The sequence below is a fragment of the Streptomyces sp. NPDC019443 genome, from assembly GCF_044389785.1.
Lineage (GTDB): Bacteria > Actinomycetota > Actinomycetes > Streptomycetales > Streptomycetaceae > Streptomyces.
On record NZ_JBIRYJ010000001.1, the window covers coordinates 293,979 to 311,921 of the forward strand.

Below are 17,943 nucleotides of genomic sequence, written 5' to 3' on the forward strand. Positions count from 1 at the left end.
TCATGCGGGTGCGGCGGCCACCCGGCCGGTCTGCACGGCGTCGACCAGGGACCGGTGGTCGCGCTCGTTCTGGTCCGCGTAACTCTCCGCGAACTCCGTCAGCGCACGGTCGAAACCGTCGCCGCCTCCCAGGTACGCGGCGATGGCGATCCGGTCCCCGGAGCGGGCGTGGGCCCGGGCGAGGGTCGCGCCGCAGAGCTCGCCGAACACCCGCATACCGTTCGGCACCATGAGCTGGGGCTCTGCGATGCCCTTCCAGTCGTGCAACTGGCGGACGTAGAAGTCCCGTCGGCGGCCGTCGATTCCCACGACCCGGTCCCAGCCCAGGAAGATGTCGCCGGCGGCCTGCATCAGGCGCTGCCCCGCGACCACGCGCTCTCCCTGGTTGTCGTACCTGCTCTGGCCGACGTGTGTGGCGAGCACAGACCGGTCGGCCTCCTTGGCCTGCAGGATGAGCGGATCCTCGTCGTCCTTGCCAAGCAGCAGGAGGATCCAGCAGCGGGTCCCGACACTGCCCACGCCGACCACTTTGCGCGCGATGTCGACCACGCGGTACTGCCGGAGCAGGTGCCTCCGGTCGGTTGCCAGGGTACGGGCGTACCGGTCGACGAGCACGCGGATCTCGTTTTGGACCCAGTCGCGCTCGGCACCGGGCAACATGTCCTCGATCGGTACGACCAACGGCGGATCGGCGGCGAACCGGCGTTCACCACCGACGATCCGGGTGAGCTTCTGGTACGCCTTGAGGTTGTCCCGGGTCCGCGCCTTCGTCATGGCCGCCGACAGACGTCCACGGCCCCTCTTGTCGAGCTTCTGGTCCAGCAGGGCCTGGATCTGTTCCATGTCGGCGCGGGTGTACCACACTTCGAGGTTGCCCATGCCCGCGAAGCGACGCATCCACTGGCGGTACGACCCAACGGCGGCCCGGACGACCGTCGCACGCTCCTCGTCGGTGTAGCCGTTCTCCCGTCCCGCGATGACCAGGCTCGCTGCCAGCCGCTTGACGTCCCATTCCCAGGGGCCTGGCAGCGTCTCGTCGAAGTCGTTGATGTCGAACATCAGCCGCCGTTCGGGGGAGGCGAGCAGCCGGAAGTTCAACAGGTGGGCGTCTCCGCACAGTTGGGCCGTGATTCCCGAGCGGGGAGTGGAGGCCAGGTCGCCGGCCATGATCGCGGCAGCACCCCGGTAGAAGCGGAACGGCGACTCCGTCATGCGTCCGTAGCGGATGGGAACCAGCTCGGGCACCCGCGTGGCCGACTGCTCCTCGATCACGTCCACCGGGTCCGGACGCCCCGCGGCGGGGGAGAAGCCGGCATGGCTCGATCTCGGCACCTGCTTGCGGGCCGCCCTGCCCCTGTCCGCCCGTTCCCGGGGCGACAGGTGCGCTACGTCGTCGGAGGTCCGGCTGCCCTTGCTCATCGCATGCACTTCCTGTCCGGCGGGGTCAGTCCAATTGTCCGTGACCACGTACGTCTCGCATCTCGGGTGATTGCCGGAACGGGTGAAGGCGCGTGAGCCGACCAGGTGGCCGGACCGGTGTCCGCCCGACGGAGTCGCGCGCTGCCCGCCCGAAGCCGGTTCAATCCCCAAGGCGCCCGTCATCAGATCGGCGCGTACCAGGCCCCTGCTGGTCGGCGGGGATCCTTGGGTGATCGACCTGGGGCGGTCCCTGAAGTCCGCGGGACTCGAGGTGCTGATGTGGGCGGGGCTCGAGCAGCAGCGGGGTACGGGCCGACGGCCGGTGGACCCGGTCACCGAGGCCCACGCAGTCACGCCGCGCGCCGGTGACACCGTCGGGCTGCTCAGCCCCGCGCCGCCGGGCCCGTGAGGCCGGTCCGGCTCGTCCTGGGCGGTTGATCCGTCGTACCCGACGGCACCTACGTCCCGTTGCTGCCGGCCCGGTTCAGCGTCGCGTCCAGGGTGATGGCCGCGTCGATGAGAGCGAGATGGGTGAACGCCTGAGGGAAGTTGCCCAGCTGCCGCCCGGTCAGGTCGATCTCCTCGGAGTACAGGCCGAGGTGATTGGCGTACGTCAGCATCTTCTCGAGGACGAGCCTGGCCTGTTCGGGCCGCCCGGCCCGCGCCAGCGCGTCGACGTACATGAACGTGCACAGGGAGAAAGTCCCTTCGGAGCCGCGCAGCCCGTCGGGCGAAGCCCCGGGGTCGTACCGGTACACCAGGCTGTCGGACACCAGCTCCCGGTCCATCGCGTCCAGCGTGGATATCCACATGGGATCGTCCGGGGTGATGAAGCCAACGGTGGGCATCCGCAGCAGCGAGGAGTCGAGCACATCGCTGCCGTAGTGCTGGACGAAGGCCTTGCGACCGGCATCCCAGCCCTGTGTCAGGACCTGATCGTAGATCTTGTTCCGCTCACGGCCCCAGCGCTCGACCGCGGCAGGCCGGCCGCTGGCGGCCGCCAGCCGCAGCGCGCGGTCGAAGGCGACCCAGGACATCACCCGGCCGTAGGTGAAGTTCTTACGACCGCCACGGGTCTCCCACAGGCCCTCTCCGGCCTGGTCCCAGTGGTCGGTGAGCCAGTCGAGGAGGGTGAGCAGCGATTTCCAGCCCCCGTGGTCCAGCTGTATCCCGCGCTGGTGGGCGAAGTAGATGCTGTCCAACGCCTCCCCGTAGATGTCCATCTGCAGCTGCTCCGCGGCGCCGTTGCCGATGCGCACCGGTGCAGAGCCCTGGTACCCCTCCCAGTGCTCCAGGATCTCTTCGGTGAGGTCGGACGAGCCGTCGACGCGGTACATGATGTTCAGCGGTCCCGTGTCTCCGGCACTGCCCGCCCTCTCCTTCACGCGGTCGCGCAGCCAGCCGATGAAGGAGGTCGCCTCCTCCTTGAACCCCAGTCCCAGCAGGGCGTATACGGAGAACGAGGCGTCGCGGATCCAGGTGAAGCGGTAGTCCCAGTTGCGCTCGCCGCCCAGTTGTTCCGGCAGTCCCGCCGTCGGGGCCGCGACCAGAGCGCCGCTGGGTGCGTACGTCATCAGCTTCAGCGTCACGGCGGAGCGCTCCACCGCCTCGCGCCACCGGCCCGAGTAGCGGGACTGGCCGAGCCAGGACCGCCAGTACCGGACGGTGTCGTCGAAAAGCATCTGGAATTCGTTGAGGCGGATTTCGCGCGGCGGTCCGTCGGCGGACGACTCCATGACCACACCTCGCTCCTGACCGGCCTGCAGGGTCAGCGAGAAGTGCAGGTCCTGTTCGCCTGCGAGGGAGTTCACCAGCCGCTCGTCCCCCGGCTCCCGGACCGCGTGCACGGTCAGCTCCAGTCCCTCCGAGGCGAACACCGCACCGTGGTCGGTGATGTGCAGCTTGTGGGGCTTACGGCCGTAGTCGAACCGGGGGGCCATCTCGATCTCGAAGGACATGCTGCCGCGCACGCACCGCAGCATGCGGACCAGACGATGGCGAGGTGTGGCCGTCCGCCCGGTCACCGGCATGAAGTCGACCACCTCGCCGGCGCCCGCCTCGGTCATGAACCGGGTCACGAGAACCGCGGTGTCGGGAAAGTACAACTGCTTGGTGGCGTAGGTCTTGTGGGCCGGGGCGACCGTGAAATGCCCGCCCTTCTCACGGTCCAGCAAAGCACCGAAAACGCTTGGCGAGTCGAAGCGTGGACAGCAGAACCAGTCGATCGTCCCATCGGTGGTCACCAGCGCCGCGGTCTGCAAATCACCGATCAGGCCGTGATTCTCGATCAGCGGGTAGTCGTCCATCGTGAGCCCCTTTCGGCTCGTGCCGAAAAACGCACCGCGTGCGCAACCCTCAGTACGGATCGCTCGCGTCGCGGATGTAAATCACCCATGTGCCGCTGCGCCGACTCGGTGTCACCCGGACAGCTTAAGCAAGGAATTCCCCCTGGGCCTGTCGAGCCGGCAACGGCTCCTTGAGCGGCGACGGCTTCCCTGCGCCCGCCGAGCAGCGGCATCCGAAATCCGCCGCCGCTACGTGACTGGCGACGATCGTGGCCGACCGCGACTGGTGGTGCCGAGCCCGGGGCTGGGAGGACTACCTTCAGCTCGCCGTCACCGAAATCCGTGAGTACGGGCGAGGTCCACCCATCTCTGCCGACGGCTCCGTGTGCTGCTGGAGGGCCTGCTGGACACCCTGCCGGCCGAACACCTGCCGGCGGTCCGCACGGAGCTGGGGCTCCTGGACGAGGCGGTCGAGCGGGAGTTCACCGATCCTGTCCGCCGCGCCATGGCGCGGCGGACGACCGTCAGGGCATCGGCGGCGGGCACCGACCGGAGACCGCACCGCCCGGCTGAGCGGGCCGCGCATCCAGGGCGCCACGCCAGGACAGTGCATGTACCCCGTGTGGCCCTGGACAGCTCGCGTGTGCCCGGTCCGCGGGGTCTGCTGGTATCCACCCATCCGTACGGGGAGGACACGCAATGCCCAACAACGGACCGACCGGCCCGGACGCGGGCGCGGAGCACGCCGGGGCACCGGGCGCGGACGACGCGCACGCCGGAGTGGAGCAGCTGCGCACACGCGTCGCGGCGCTGGAGGCCGATCTGGCGTCCCGGGTCCCCCGGCACCGGTGGAGGTCCTTCTTCGCGGCGCTGCTCATCGTCATCGGCTGCGTCTTCGCACCGCTCGGCGCCGTTGCCGCGTGGACGGCGGACGAGGTCGGCAACACGGACCGGTACGTCGACACGGTCGCACCTCTCGCCTCCGACCCGGACATCCAGGCGGCCGCGGCGAACCGGGTCACCAACGCGGTGATGGAACACATCGACCTGGCGACCCTGCTGGAGGGTGCGGCCCCTGCGGACCGGCCCCTCCTGCAGAAGGCGCTCGGCAGGCTGGGCGACGCCCTGGAGAACGCCGTCCGCAGCTTCGTCCACGACAAGGCGCAGGACATCGTCGCCTCCGACACCTTCAAGAAGATCTGGATCGACGCCAACCGCCGGATCCACGCAGCCGTGGACAAAGCCCTGACGGGCAGTGCCGACAGCGCGGTGAAGATCAACAACGACTCGGTGACCGTCGACCTCGGCCCGGTCGTCGACCAGGTCAAACAGCGCCTCGTCGCCGAAGGAATGACGGTGGCCGGAAAGATCCCCGAAGTGCACACCGACTTCACGGTCCTGCGATCCGACAACATCGGCAAGGTCAAGACCGGCTTCCAGGTCCTTGAGGTCGCCGGGTTCTGGCTGCCGGTGATCGCGGTCGTGCTGATCGCCGCCGGCGTTCTGCTCTCCGTCCACCGCCGGCGTACGCTCGTGATTTCCGCACTCGCCTTCGCCTTCGCGATGCTGATCCTCGGCCTCGGTCTGAGCGTGTTCCGCGTGGTGTATCTGAACGCACTGCCGGACAACGTCTCGCAGCCCGCCGCCGGGGCCGTCTACGACACACTGACGCGCTACCTGCGCACCACGGTCCGGATGACCGTGGTGCTCGGCGTAGTGATCGCGCTGGCCGCCTGGCTGAGCGGCCACGGCCGACGGGCAACGTTCGTACGGCAGTTGTGGAATGCGGGCATCGGCGCGGTCCGCTCCACCGCCGACCGCGCCGGTCTGCGAACCGGGCCGGTCGGCCCGTTCGTCAACCGCTACCGGGCATGGATCACCTGGGTGCTGGTCGCCGCGGCCGTCCTGACGTACTTCCTGTGGAGCTACCCCACGGGCTGGGTCGTCGTCGGCATCGCGCTCGTGCTGCTCCTCGCGCTGGCAGTGGTGGAATTCCTGGCAGAGGGCGAGGCGGAGGAAAGCACACCGGAGGTGGCACCACAGGAGTCGCCGCCACGGTGAACGTAGATGGTCGCCGCGGCGGCTGATCGTGGGGCAGTGTCCCGCGAGACGGCGGGGGCGGCCCCGCGCGCCGGGGTCAGCGGTCGGCGATGTCCTCGCGGAGGCCGTCGGAGAACTCCCACCACGACAGCGGAAGCCAGTCGCCGTTGACAAAGGCATCGACAGTCGCGCCGCGACCGCGGACAGTCACCGTCGTTCCGGGCGGGTACGTGGTGCCGGACAGGCCGGGTACGGGGACGAGCAGGGTCCCGAGCCGTTGAGCTGCCACTCCTCGCCCTCCCTTCCATTCCTTTCCCCGGTACGACACCAGGGCAGATATTCCTCCCGAGATTACCGGGTTGTATGTCGGCGCAGGCGGGAGAATCATGAGAGATAGGTCACGCGAAATATAGCGGATGGGGAGGGAATCATACCTGCACGCCGAGCGGAGGTGGCAGCCATGAAAGCTGTCGTATACAAGGGACCGTTCACCGTGGCGGTAGAAGATGTTGAAAAGCCCAAAATTCAGCACCCGAACGACATCGTCGTACGGGTCACCTCCACCGCGATCTGCGGCTCCGACCTGCACATGTACGAGGGCCGTACCGCGGCAGAGCCCGGCATAGTCTTCGGCCACGAGAACATGGGAATCATCGAGGAAATCGGCCAGGGCGTCACCTCGCTCAAGAAGGGCGACCGCGTGGTGATGCCCTTCAATGTCGCCTGCGGGTTCTGCACCAATTGTGTCGAGGGATTCACCGGATTCTGTCAGACCGTCAATCCCGGCTTCGCGGGCGGCGCTTACGGCTATGTCGCCATGGGGCCCTGGCCGGGCGGCCAGGCGGAATACCTACGCGTTCCCTACGCCGACTTCAACTGCCTGAAGCTGCCGGAGGGAAGCGAGAACGAGACCGACTTCATGCTGCTCGCCGACATCTTCCCCACCGGCTATCACGGCTGTGAACTCGCTCAGGTCCGCCCGGGCGAGAGCGTCGCCGTGTACGGCGGCGGGCCGGTCGGGCTCATGGCCGCCTACTCGGCCATGCTGCGCGGCGCGAAGAAGGTCTTCTCCGTGGACCGGGTTCCCGAGCGGCTGGAGAAGGCCCGGGAGATCGGCGCGGTTCCGATCAACTTCGCCGAGGGCGATCCCGTGGAGCAGATCAAGGATCAGACCGAGGGTGTCGGCACGGACAAGGGCGTGGACGCCGTCGGCTACCAGGCGATGGCGCACGGCACTGACCGCGAGGAACCGGCGACCGTCCTGAACTCGCTCATCGGCACGGTCCGGCCCACCGGAATGCTCGGCGTGCCCGGCCTCTACGTCCCGGCCGACCCCGGAGGCCCTGACGAGCAGGCCAAGCACGGCATGCTCCTCGTCTCGATCGGCAAGCTCTTCGAGAAGGGCCTGAAGGTGGGGACGGGGCAGTGCAACGTGAAGCGCTACAACCGGTACCTGCGCGACATGATCATCGAGGGCCGGGCGAAGCCGAGCTTCGTCGTCTCGCATGAACTGCCCCTGGACCAGGCGCCGTCGGCGTACGACAAGTTCGACAAGCGGATCGAGGGCTACACGAAGGTCGTGCTGCACCCGTAGCGGAAGGGGTTCGAAGGCAGCACCGTATGAGCGGGGCTCCCACGACCGGCTGAGTGCCGGGCGCGCGGGGCCCCGCTTACGGATGCAGACAAGGTCCTTTGGGAAACAGAGGGATGGCAGTCGGCCGCGGTCAGCGCCGTACGCGTCTGCGTCTGCGACAGCGGGTGCGTGGGCATGCCCAGATCGACCACACCCTGCTCGGTCCTGCAGGCCGACGCCCGGTCATGCAGCCCGCGGCGCTGCCGGTCGGGGCGGGGTTGACGCCGTGCTCTGCCGGGGGCGGCGGCTCATACTTGGAGAGTCCCCTGCGGGCATGAGGTCCCGGCTATGAGCGATGACATGCCGATCGAGGAGCTGACCGGCGGCGCTGGTGCGGCATCAGGTGCCGGCGGATGGCTGGGTGTGCTGCCGGTGGCGCTGGTCGCCACCGGAGCCGACGGCCGGATCGTGCGGTGGGATCCGGTAGCGCAGGAGTTGTTGGGCTACCGGGCGCCGGAGGTTGTGGGCCGGCATGTGGTGGAGCTGATGCATCCGGGCGCGGACCGGAGCCTGGGCTCGTCGCTGTGGGAGGCGGCTGCCGCGGGGCACGGTGTGATGGGTGTGGTCACGGCGTGGCACAGGGATGGGCACCCGCTGGAGCTGGAGATCTGGGCATGTCCGGTCCCGGGCGGTGACCGCAGCCCAGGGGTGCTGGTATTCGCGGCCGACGCGTCCGGTGCCCGCCGGGTGCGGGGGGCCTCCGCCGTGTGGGACGGGCTGTTCGCCCGCTCTCCGATCGGGATCGCGGTGTTCGACACACAGCTTAGGTTTTTGCAGGTCAACCCGGCTTTGCAGCTGATGAACGGGGTCCAGCAGGCGGCTCATGTGGGCCGTCGTCTGGCGCAGGTGCTGCCGGAGGTGAATACCGGGGAGATGGAGGAGGCGATGCGCCAGGTCCTGGAAAGCGGCGAGGCGGTGCTGGACTTCCGCCGCGTCGGACGGACCCCGGCCGACCCCGACCACGACCGGGTGTGGTCGTGCTCGTTCGTCCGTCTGGAGGATGCCCACGGTCGGCCGATCGGTGTCACCGCGTCGATCATCGACATCACCGCCCAGCAGCAGGTCGAGGCGGAGGCGGCAGCGAGCCGCGGCAGGCTCGCTCTGCTGAATGAGGCCAGCGTCCGGATCGGGACGACACTGGAGCTGGAACGGACCGCGCAGGAGCTGGCCGAGGTGGCGGTGCCGCACCTGGCCGACGTGGTCATCGTCGATGTGCTGGAAACAGTCGCCGCCGGCGTCACACTCGGCACCGGGCTGGTCGGCGGCGCCACGCTGCGCCGCCTGGGCAAGGCACCTCTTAGTGGCTCGCCGGTCGCCGATGTCCTGGCCCCGCTGGGCCGGACTCTGACATTCCCGGCTGCCGCCCCCTACACCCAGGCCCTCGTCCAGCGGCAGCCCTTCCTGATCGCCCACCTGGACACCCGCGCGGTAGCGGCTGCCGCCCGCCATACCGACAAGCCCGAACGGCTGCTGCGGATGGGCGTGCACTCGTTCATGATGGCGCCCATGCCCGCCCGTGGCGTGGTGCTGGGTGTGGTGTCCTTCTGCCGCGTCGGCACGGCCAGACCCTTCGATACAGCCGATGTCGCGCTCGCCTGCGACCTGGCCGCCCGTGCGGCGGTGTGCGTCGACAACGCTCGCATGTACAGCCGGGAGCATGACACCGCTGTGATCCTGCAGCGCAGCATGCTGCCGCAGCATGTGACGCCGCCGCCGGGGATCGACATCGCCCACCGTTACCTGCCGGCCAGTGACGTCAACGAGGTCGGCGGGGACTGGTACGACGTCATCGCGCTCCCTGACGGGAAGGTCGCATTGCTGATCGGGGACGTGATGGGCCACGGCACCGCCGCTGCAGCCGTCATGGGGCGCCTGTCCAGCTCCGTGCGGGCCCTGGCCCGCCTCGACCTCCCCGCCATCGAGCTCCTGCACCACCTGGAGGCCGCCCTGGCCGACCTCTCCGACCCGCTGCTGGCCACGTTCCTCTACGCCGTCTGCGACCCGCGCACCGGACACTGCCAGGTCACCCGCGCCGGTCACCCGCCACCCGCCGTCGTCGCCCCCGACGGCACCGCGCACCTGCTGCAGCTGCCTGCGGGAGCCCCGCTGGGCGTCGGCGGCATCGACTTCACCACCACCGAGGTGGTCATGGCCCCGGGCAGCCTTCTCGTCCTGTACACCGACGGCCTGGTGGAAGCCCGCGGCCGTGACATCGACGAACGCCTGGCCGAACTCACCCACCTGCTGACCGGCACCACACCGCTGGCCGACCTGTGCGACACCCTGCTCACCCACCTCGCCCCCGCCTCCGCCGACGACGACATCGCCCTGCTCATTGCCCGCATCGGCAGCCCGGAGGCTGTTGTGGCGGACGGAACAGAGTCGAAGGACCGTTGAGGCAGAAGGATGTCGGACGGTTTGATGCCGCGGTGTGGCCGGCCGTGCCGGTGCGCCCGTGCGACTGCTGGACGGCCACGGCAAGTCAGCCGTGTGCCCCTCACCCATGGGCTCAGGTTCTGGTCTCCGCCACCCTGGCCGATTGCGGATGCCGTTCCCGCCAGCGTGCGTACACAGGGCTGGCGGCGCAGGTGTCCAGATAGCCGTCGGCGACTCTGCGGTGGATTTCGGCACCGTGTGCGGCGAGGGGGCCGTCGCGGCGCCAAGCCAGGACATGCCGGTACCACAGAGGATTTCCGGCGAGGGGACGGACAGCGATGCCCGGGGCTTCGATGAAGGTGGCCTGGCAGAGGCTGACGGCCAAGCCGGTCCGTACGATCTCGATCAACTGCCGCCCCTCGGCTTCGTACGGGGTGAACGGACGGCGATCTGCCTGAGCGCAGACGGATGACCAGTATTCGCGGGTGCGGTCGCTGTCGGGGCGGGGGACTGCCCAGTCCTCGTCCATGAGTTGGGCCAGCAAGACCTCCTCCTGCGCCGCCAGCGGATGGGCCGTCGGCAGGAGGGCGAATACGGGCTCGGTGACGATCGGGTTGAGCACCACGCCCTCACGCGGCGGTAGCTCCTGGTCGGGATGGTCGCCGAGCACCGTCGCTTCCAAGCGGTCGGCCGCAAGGTCGTCGAGCAGAGTTGCGGGGGAGTACTGGCAGCGTGAGGTCACTTCGGCATGGGGCAGCAACTCCTTTACAGCCAGGATGAGATGACCGAGCAGTGGGGCGCCGACCGAGCCGATGCGGACTCGGTCAGGGGTCGACGTTCGGCGGGCGGCCCGGGCGGTGTCGGTGAGGAGGCCGTCGATGCCCGGCAGGATCGCGCGGGCCCGGCTCAGTACCAGCTCGCCGAAGGGTGTGGGGACGGCGCCGGCTTGCCTCCGGTCGAACAGGGTTCCGCCCAGCATGGCCTCGATGCGGCGCAGTTGGGTGCTGAGTCCTGGCTGAGTCATGGACAACGAGGCAGCGGCGCGAGTGAGGCTGCCTGCCTCGGCGATCGCGCACACCACCCGCAGATGCCGTACTTCCAGATCCATGGCGTGGATGTTATGGAGCGACGACAGCTTTCGGACAGGGCCGTGCATCCGCAGTCTTATGTGAAATGTCACACACCATACATCGAGAGGTAGTGATCCGGTGAGACAGTCCCACCCCTTGACGCCGGCACACAGGGTGCTCTTGCCCGCGCTGCTCGCCGCCGTGCTCCTGCTGCTCCTCGGCACGCCGTCCGCCGAGGCGGCCTCAGCCGGCCCATCAGCCTGTGCTCTTCGCGGCACCACCGGCTGGACGGACGAGGGTCACGACACCGACTACTCCGTCTTCCAGCGCCCCGTTGGCACCATCAAGGTCGGCATGATCTTCGTGGACTTCCCGGACGCGCCCGCCACCGAGTCCCCGGCCGACGACGCCGCGCAGCTCACGCCCGGCGCGGACTGGGTGTGGAACGCCTCGTACGGCAAGGTGTGGCTCGCCATCACCCAGCAGCAGCGCTGGGTTCGGATGCCGCGCAACTCCACCGACTACGGCTTCGCACGCGGTCTCGGCCACGAGGCACACGAGACATACCTCAGAGATGCCGTGACGGCCGCCGACCCGTCTGTGGACTTCTCGCAGTACGACATGGTGTACGTCGTCGCGACGAGGAACGCGGCGGCGATCTCCTTCACCCCCACGTACGTGTACGACCCGGGCACGGCGGGTGTCGTCGCCGACGGCACCAGAATCAAGTGGGCGGTGACCTTCGGCCAGGACATGTGGCACTGGGGTCCGAAGCTGGTCGCCCATGAGACCGCCCACAGCTTCGGGCTGCCGGACCTGTACGCCTTTGACACGGGCACCGATGGCCACGGGTTCGTCGGAGGCTGGGACGTGATGGGTCTGGTTGGGGGGAAGGCGCCGCAGTACTTCGGCTGGGAGTCGTGGAAGCTCGGCTGGACCGATGAGAGCCAGGTCTACTGCCAGGCCTCGGCGGGCAGCGGCACGGTGTATCTCACCGCGGTCGAGTACGGCAGCGGCACCAAGATGGCCGTGGTGCGTACGGGACCGACGACCGCGTACGTCGTCGAATCCCGCAGGGCGGTCCAGGCGGACACGGCGGCCTGTTCGACCGGCGCCCTTGTCTACAAGGTCGACACGTCCGTGCGGACCGGCTACGGACCGATCCGGGTCATGGATGCCAAGCCTACGGCCACTCCGGCGAGCGGGTGCCGCCCACTGGACGACGCCCCGTACTGGGCCGGTGAGTCATTCACGGACTCCGCGGCCGGTGTACGGATCGACGTGCTGAGCGCCGATGGCTACGGAGAAACGGTGCGAGTCACCAAGTCGTAGCCGAGACAGAACAGTTGTGCCCCGGATCCGTTGTGCGGATCCGGGGCACAACCGTGTTCAGGCCGCCTCTGGGAAGTGGCAGGCGACCTCACGCGGCTCGCCGGGTGCGGCGATCCGCAGCAGTGGTGCCTCGGCGCGGCAGATGGCCTGGGCCTTGGCACAGCGCGGGTGGAAGGTGCAGCCCGGTGGGGGAGCGGCCGGGCTGGGCGGGTCGCCCAGGAGCGTGATGCGCTCACGGGCCCGCTCGGCCGCGGGGTCGGGCAGGGGCACCGCGGAGAGCAGTGCCCGGGTGTAGGGGTGGGCGGGGGCGGCGTACACCCGTTCCTTGTCGCCGATTTCGACGATCCGGCCGAGGTACATGACGGCGACCCGGTCGCAGACCCGCTTCACGACCGAGAGGTCGTGGGCGATGAAGAGGTAGGCCAGACCGAGCTCCTGCTGGAGGCGTTCCATGAGGTTGACGATCTGGGCCTGTACGGAGACGTCGAGGGCGGAGACGGGCTCGTCCGCGACGACCAGCCGGGGGCTGGTGGCGAGCGAGCGGGCGATGCCGATGCGCTGGGCCTGGCCGCCGGAGAACTCGTGCGGATAGCGGTCGATGTGCTCGGGAATGAGTCCGACCAGGTCCATCAGCTCGGCTGCTTGCTTGCGTGCGTCCGCCGGCGAACTCCCTTGCGCCAGAAGGGGGTCGGAGATGATCCGGGCCACGGTCTGGCGCGGGTTGAGGGAGGAGTGCGGGTCCTGGAAGACCATCTGGAGTTCGCGGCGCAGTGGCCTCAGTTCGCGCTGGGACAGGTGGCTGATGTCGTGGCCGTCGTAGGTGATCGAGCCGGTGGTGGGTTCGAGGAGCCGTACGACCATGCGGCCGGTGGTGGACTTGCCGCAGCCGGACTCCCCGACCAGGCCCAGTGTTTCCCCGGCGGCGACATCGAAGCTGATGCCGTCGACGGCTCGCACGGGATCCGCACGGCGGCGCTTTCCCGGGAAGGCCATCGTTACATCCCGCACGCTGAGGAGTGGCTGCACGCCGAGGAGTGGCTGAGCTGTACTGGTCATGAGGCGACGCCTTCGTACGCGGGGAGGTGGCAGGCGGCCGGATGCCCGGCCGGTCCGGAGAGCAGGGGCCGTTCGGTCTCGCAGCGCAGCCGCTCGCTCTCCGAGGCGCCTGCCGCCCGGGGGCAGCGGGGCGCGAACGCACAGCCGGGGGCGGGTGCCAGCAGGGACGGCGGGCCGCCGGGGATGGCCCGCAGCGGTTCGTCGTCGCCGTCGTCGAGCCGGGGCAGGGAGTCGAGCAGCCCGCGGGTGTAGGGGTGGGCGGGGGTTGCGAACAGGGTGTCCACCGGGGCCTGTTCGGCCGCGCGCCCGCCGTACATCACCAGCACCTCGTGGGCGACCCGGGCGACCACCCCGAGATCGTGGGTGATCATGACGACAGCGAGCCCGCGCTCCTCCTGCAGCCGGGCGATCAGCTCCAGGATCTGGGCCTGGACGGTGACGTCGAGGGCGGTGGTCGGCTCGTCCGCAATGAGGAGTTCCGGCTCGCAGGCCAGCGCCATGGCGATCATCACGCGCTGGCGCATCCCGCCGGAGAACTGGTGCGGATACTCGCCCGCCCGACGTTCCGGCTCGGGGATGCCGACCTCGGCGAGCATCGCCACGGCCCGTCTGTGGGCCACCGCACGGCGGGAGTTGAAGTGGACCCGGTGGTGTTCGGCGATCTGTTCGCCGACCGTGTAGTACGGGTGGAGGCTGGAGAGCGGGTCCTGGAAGATCATGGCCATCCGGCGGCCCCGCAGCCGGTTCATCTCCCGCTCCGGGAGCCCCAGCAGCTCCTGTCCGTCGAGGCTGATCGAGCCGGTGACCTCGGCGGCGGTGTGCAGCCCGAGCACCGCCATCGAGGTGACGGACTTGCCCGAACCGGACTCGCCGACGATGCCCAGGGTGCGGCCCCGGTGGACATCGAAGCTGAGCGAGTCCACGGCCCGCACCGGCCCCCGCTTCGTCGAGAAGGTGACACTCAAGTCCCGTACGATCAACAAGGATTGGCTGTCGGTCATCAGAACCTCACCCTCGGGTCGACGACGGCGTACAGCAGGTCGACGGCCAGGTTGGCGACGACGATGAAGGTGGCGGCGAGCAGGGTGACCCCGAGGATGACCGGCTGGTCCCCGGTGGAGAGCGCGCCGTAGAAGAGCCGGCCGATGCCCGGGAGTCCGAAGATGGACTCGGTGATGACGGCGCCCGCGAGGAGCCCGCCCAGGTCCATGCCGAAGATGGTGAGGATCGGCGTCATTCCGGCCCGCAACCCGTGCTTGACGACGACCGTGCGACGCGGCAGGCCCTTGGCGCGGGCAGTGCGGATGAACGGCTCCGCCATCGTCTCGATCATCGAACTGCGGCTCTGGCGTGCGTACATGGCCGCGTACAGGATGGCGAGCGCCAGCCATGGCAGGAGCAGGTTGGTCGCCCAGTGGACGGGGTCGCTGCCGAAGGGCACGTACTGCGGATAAGGGAGCAGCCCCGCCACCCGGATCAGCCCGTAGATGAGCATCATCGAGGTGAAGTACACCGGCAGCGAGGCGGCGCCGACCGCGCCGATCATCAGGACCCGGTCGAGCAGGCTGTCCTTGCGCAGGGCGGCGGTGACTCCGGTGGTCAGGCCGAGCAGCAGCCACAGCACCGCCGCGCCGGATGCCAGCGACGCGGAGACCGGAAGCCGGTCCATCAGCAGGCTCCAGACGGACTCGCTGTTCTCGTACGAGTAGCCGAGGCACGGGAAGCCGCAGTGCAGCGCGTACTGGCCGCTGCCCAAGGTGCGGCCGGTGAAGATGCCGCTGAGGAAGTCCCAGAACTGCCGCCAGATCGGCTGGTCGAGGCCCATGTTCGCGCGGATCGCCGCCAGGCGTTCGGCGCTGCACGACTTGCCGCAGGCCGCGGCGGCCGGGTCGGAGGGCAGGACGTAGAAGATGGTGAAGGTGACGGCGGCGATCGCGATCAGCACGCCGATCACGCCGAGCAGTCGGCGGCCGAGGTAGAGGGTCATGTGCGGCTTCCCCTCGGGTCGAGGATGTCCCGCAGCGCGTCTCCGAGGAGGGTGAAGGCGAGCACGGTGAGGAAGAGGCAGATGCTCGGGATGACGAAGTACATGGGATCCGTGTCGTAGAAGGCGACGCTCTCGGCGATCATCTGACCCCAGGAGGGCGTGGGCGGGCGGACGCCGACGCCCAGATAGCTCAGAGCCGCTTCGGTGGCGATCATGCCCGGGATGATCAGGGTGGTGTACGCGATGACGGGCCCGGCGACGCCCGGGAGGATGTCGCGGGTGAGGATCCGCCAGGACCCCGATCCGCCCACCCGCGCGGCGTCGACGTATTCGCGGTGTTTGAGCGACAGCGTCTGGCCGCGCACCACTCGGGCGATGCCGGGCCAGCCGAACAGCCCGATCACCGCGGTCATCAGCACGATCCGGTTGACGTCCTTGGCCACCGACATCATCGCGATCATGAAGATGAGGGAGGGGAAGGACATGGTCAGGTCCATGATCCGGCTGAGGACCGCGTCGGTGCGGCCGCCGAAGTAGCCGGCCGCGATCCCGGCTGCCGTGCCCGCGATCACGACGATCGCGGTCGCGGTGAAGGCGATCAGGAGGGAAACCTGGGCGCCGTGCATGACCCGGGCGAACAGGTCGCGGCCGGTGACGGGTTCGACGCCCAGCCAGTGGTCGGCGGAGATCCCGCCGAGCGGTCCGAGCGGCAGCCCGCCCAGGTAGGGGTCGACGGCGGACTTGTCGAACTCCTCGGGCGACCAGCCGCCCAGTGCGCTCAGCAGGGGCGCGGCGGCGGCCATGACGACGAAGAGCACGACAATGACGAGGGAGATCTTGACGGAGGAGCGGCGGCGTAGTTCCGCGCGGGCCAGCTGCCAGGGGCCGCTGCCCGCCGGAACCTCCACCGGTGCGGTTGCGAGGGCCATGATCTTTACGAGCCCTCAGCCCTGGCTCTTGGACGGGTCCTTGAGGCCGACTGTGGCGTAGTCGAGCTGACCGCCGAAGGAGGTCTGACCGTAGGCGCCCGCGATGTTGCTGCCGAGCACCAGGGGCCAGCGGCGGACCAGTACCGGGACGGCGGGGGCCTTGGCGAGGATCTCGCCGTCCAGCTGCCGCCAGGCGGTGTTGGCCTGCTTGGCGTCGGTCATGGCGGCGATTTCGTCCATCCGCTTCATGGTCGGCTCGTCACGGAAGAGCGAGTGGTTGCCGGAGTTGCCCTGCTCCTTGATGTAGCGGCCGTCGAAGACGAACGGCAGGAAGGTGGAGCCGGACGGGTAGTCGGGGCACCAGCCCGTGTACGCGATGTCGGTACGGTTCTTGGTGTCGCCGATCGTCGCGTAGAACGCCGACGGGTCGACGGTCTCGATGGTGACCTTGATCCCGGCCTTGCCCAGCGACTGCTGGATCGCCTCGGCCCGCCCCTTGTCCCCGGTCGAGACGGTCATCTTCGTCTCGAACCCGTCCGGCTTGCCCGCTTCCTTCAGCAGCTGCTTCGCCTTCTCGACGTCACCGGTCGCGGGGATCTTCAGGGCGTCGGGCTGCTTGCCGTCGAAGAGGGTGGCGGGCATGTAGGCGGTGGACAGGTCATTGAATGCGGGCCCGCCGGAGGCCGTGAGCACCGAGTCCCTGTCGAGCGCGTACTGCACGGCCTGACGGAGCTTCACATCGTTGAACGGGGCCCGCCCGGTGTGCATCTGGACCATGTCCGTGCAGTTGGTCGACTCGGCAATCAGCCGCTTCCGCACCTCCGCGTCGGGCAGCACCTTGGCCGCGCTCTCCGGTCGCAGCGAACCCCAGGAGACGGCGGAGGCGTCCGCGCCCTGGCTGGCGATCAGCCGGTCGTCGATCTGGTTGGCCTTCAGCCCCATCACCATGACCAGCTTGTCCGGGTACGCCTTGCGCACCTGGTCGGTCGAGGCGTCCCAGCTGGTGTTGCGCACAAGCACCAGCTTCTTGCCGCGCTCGTACGACTCGATCTTGTACGGCCCCGAGGAGAACGGCCGGTTGTCGTACTGAGGCCCCTTGTCCTTGCCCTTGGGCACCGGGGCGAAGGTCGGCATGACGGTGGCGTTGGGGAACTCCGCGAAGGGCTTGCGGAGTTCGAAGACGATCGTGTGGTCGTCGGGCGTCTTGATGGAGGCGAGGTGCTTGCCCTTGGCAGGCCCCTGGTAGCCCTCGGCGCCGGCCAGGTAGCGGGCCGCGTAGTCGGCGCCGCCGGGCAGGTCGGGAGAGAAGGAGCGCTCCACGTTGTACTTGATGTCCTGCGCGGTGACGGGTGTGCCGTCCTCGTACTTGATTCCCTGTTTGAGGTGGAAGGTCCAGGTCTTGGCGCCGTTGGAGGAGGTGCCGAGGTCGGTCGCCAGGTCCGGGGCGAGTTCACCGCCCGCCGTGCCGGGGGCCGCCTTGTAGGTGACCAGGGTGCGGTAGAGCAGCCGGGTCCCGAACTCCATGTCGCTCATCACCCAGTTGCGGGCCGGGTCGAGGTGGGTGAAGTCCTGGTTGGACAGGACCGTGAGGGTGCCGCCCTTCTGCGGAGTGCCGCCGACTACGGCGCCTTGGTTGGCGGTCGCCGGGTTCTTGCCGCCGGCGCCTCGGCCCCCGGCCGGGTGCTTGGAGCCGGAACAGCCGGCTGCGCCGAGTGTGATGGTCGCCGCCAGGGCGGTTGCGACGGCGGTAAGGGTGCGCTGGTTCATCAGTGGTCACTCCGAGAACAGTCGGCCAGTGAGGGCTGGAATGTGACCG

At 69.0% G+C, this 17,943-nt stretch carries 14 protein-coding genes; 5 read left to right on the forward strand and 9 right to left on the reverse strand.

Going from position 1 to position 17,943, the window contains the following annotated elements:
• Positions 1–1,419: a DUF2252 domain-containing protein gene (locus ACH492_RS01340; RefSeq protein WP_398981553.1), complete on the reverse strand. Its 1,419-nt coding sequence runs from the start codon at positions 1,417–1,419 to the stop codon at positions 1–3.
• Positions 1,420–1,648: 229 nt separating this feature from the next.
• Between ACH492_RS01340 and ACH492_RS01345 the strand changes: the two genes are divergently transcribed.
• Complete coding sequence (locus tag ACH492_RS01345; RefSeq protein WP_398983336.1) at positions 1,649–1,828, forward strand: hypothetical protein; 180 nt, start codon at positions 1,649–1,651, stop codon at positions 1,826–1,828.
• Between the two features lie 49 nt (positions 1,829–1,877).
• Here the strand turns inward: ACH492_RS01345 and ACH492_RS01350 are convergent, their stop codons facing one another.
• Positions 1,878–3,725, reverse strand: coding sequence for a glycoside hydrolase family 15 protein (locus tag ACH492_RS01350; protein ID WP_398981554.1), 1,848 nt, complete (start codon positions 3,723–3,725; stop codon positions 1,878–1,880).
• 678 nt (positions 3,726–4,403) lie between these two features.
• On the opposite strand from ACH492_RS01350, the gene ACH492_RS01355 reads away from it, so the two are divergent.
• Complete coding sequence (locus tag ACH492_RS01355; protein WP_398981556.1) at positions 4,404–5,765, forward strand: hypothetical protein; 1,362 nt, start codon at positions 4,404–4,406, stop codon at positions 5,763–5,765.
• A 76-nt stretch (positions 5,766–5,841) separates the two neighbouring features.
• Here ACH492_RS01355 and ACH492_RS01360 read toward each other — a convergent pair whose 3' ends face one another.
• Positions 5,842–6,033 (reverse strand): hypothetical protein, encoded by a 192-nt coding sequence (locus ACH492_RS01360; RefSeq protein ID WP_030931808.1) that lies wholly within the window; start codon positions 6,031–6,033, stop codon positions 5,842–5,844.
• 171 nt (positions 6,034–6,204) lie between these two features.
• On the opposite strand from ACH492_RS01360, the gene ACH492_RS01365 reads away from it, so the two are divergent.
• Together ACH492_RS01365 and ACH492_RS01370 are read left to right on the forward strand one after the other, a co-directional pair.
• A complete protein-coding gene (locus ACH492_RS01365) occupies positions 6,205–7,338 on the forward strand; it encodes a glutathione-independent formaldehyde dehydrogenase (protein ID WP_398981559.1) in 1,134 nt (377 codons plus the stop codon).
• Positions 7,339–7,665: 327 nt separating this feature from the next.
• Positions 7,666–9,774, forward strand: a complete 2,109-nt coding sequence (locus tag ACH492_RS01370; RefSeq protein ID WP_398981561.1) for a SpoIIE family protein phosphatase — start codon at positions 7,666–7,668, stop codon at positions 9,772–9,774.
• 112 nt (positions 9,775–9,886) lie between these two features.
• Here the strand turns inward: ACH492_RS01370 and ACH492_RS01375 are convergent, their stop codons facing one another.
• Positions 9,887–10,861, reverse strand: coding sequence for a LysR family transcriptional regulator (locus tag ACH492_RS01375; RefSeq protein ID WP_398981563.1), 975 nt, complete (start codon positions 10,859–10,861; stop codon positions 9,887–9,889).
• Positions 10,862–10,979: 118 nt separating this feature from the next.
• On the opposite strand from ACH492_RS01375, the gene ACH492_RS01380 reads away from it, so the two are divergent.
• On the forward strand, positions 10,980–12,155 hold the full coding sequence (locus tag ACH492_RS01380) for a M6 family metalloprotease domain-containing protein (RefSeq protein WP_398981565.1): 1,176 nt from the start codon (positions 10,980–10,982) through the stop codon (positions 12,153–12,155).
• Between the two features lie 57 nt (positions 12,156–12,212).
• Here the strand turns inward: ACH492_RS01380 and ACH492_RS01385 are convergent, their stop codons facing one another.
• The 5 genes from ACH492_RS01385 to ACH492_RS01405 are packed head-to-tail and all read right to left on the reverse strand — an operon-like array spanning position 12,213 to position 17,894.
• Positions 12,213–13,211: an ABC transporter ATP-binding protein gene (locus ACH492_RS01385; protein WP_398981567.1), complete on the reverse strand. Its 999-nt coding sequence runs from the start codon at positions 13,209–13,211 to the stop codon at positions 12,213–12,215.
• Positions 13,208–14,212 carry an ABC transporter ATP-binding protein gene (locus ACH492_RS01390; RefSeq protein WP_398981569.1) on the reverse strand — a complete coding sequence of 335 codons (1,005 nt, stop codon included), beginning with the start codon at positions 14,210–14,212 and terminating at the stop codon, positions 13,208–13,210. The genes ACH492_RS01385 and ACH492_RS01390 overlap by 4 nt, the downstream gene beginning before the upstream one ends.
• Entirely contained in the window at positions 14,212–15,198 is a 987-nt protein-coding gene (locus tag ACH492_RS01395) for an ABC transporter permease (RefSeq protein ID WP_398981571.1), read from the reverse strand. The genes ACH492_RS01390 and ACH492_RS01395 overlap by 1 nt, the downstream gene beginning before the upstream one ends.
• Positions 15,195–16,127, reverse strand: coding sequence for an ABC transporter permease (locus ACH492_RS01400; protein WP_398981573.1), 933 nt, complete (start codon positions 16,125–16,127; stop codon positions 15,195–15,197). The genes ACH492_RS01395 and ACH492_RS01400 overlap by 4 nt, the downstream gene beginning before the upstream one ends.
• Before the next feature lie 15 nt (positions 16,128–16,142).
• The gene (locus tag ACH492_RS01405) at positions 16,143–17,894 is read right to left on the reverse strand and encodes an ABC transporter substrate-binding protein (protein ID WP_398981575.1); all 1,752 of its coding nucleotides are present in this window, start codon (positions 17,892–17,894) and stop codon (positions 16,143–16,145) included.
• Positions 17,895–17,943: the final 49 nt, after the last annotated feature.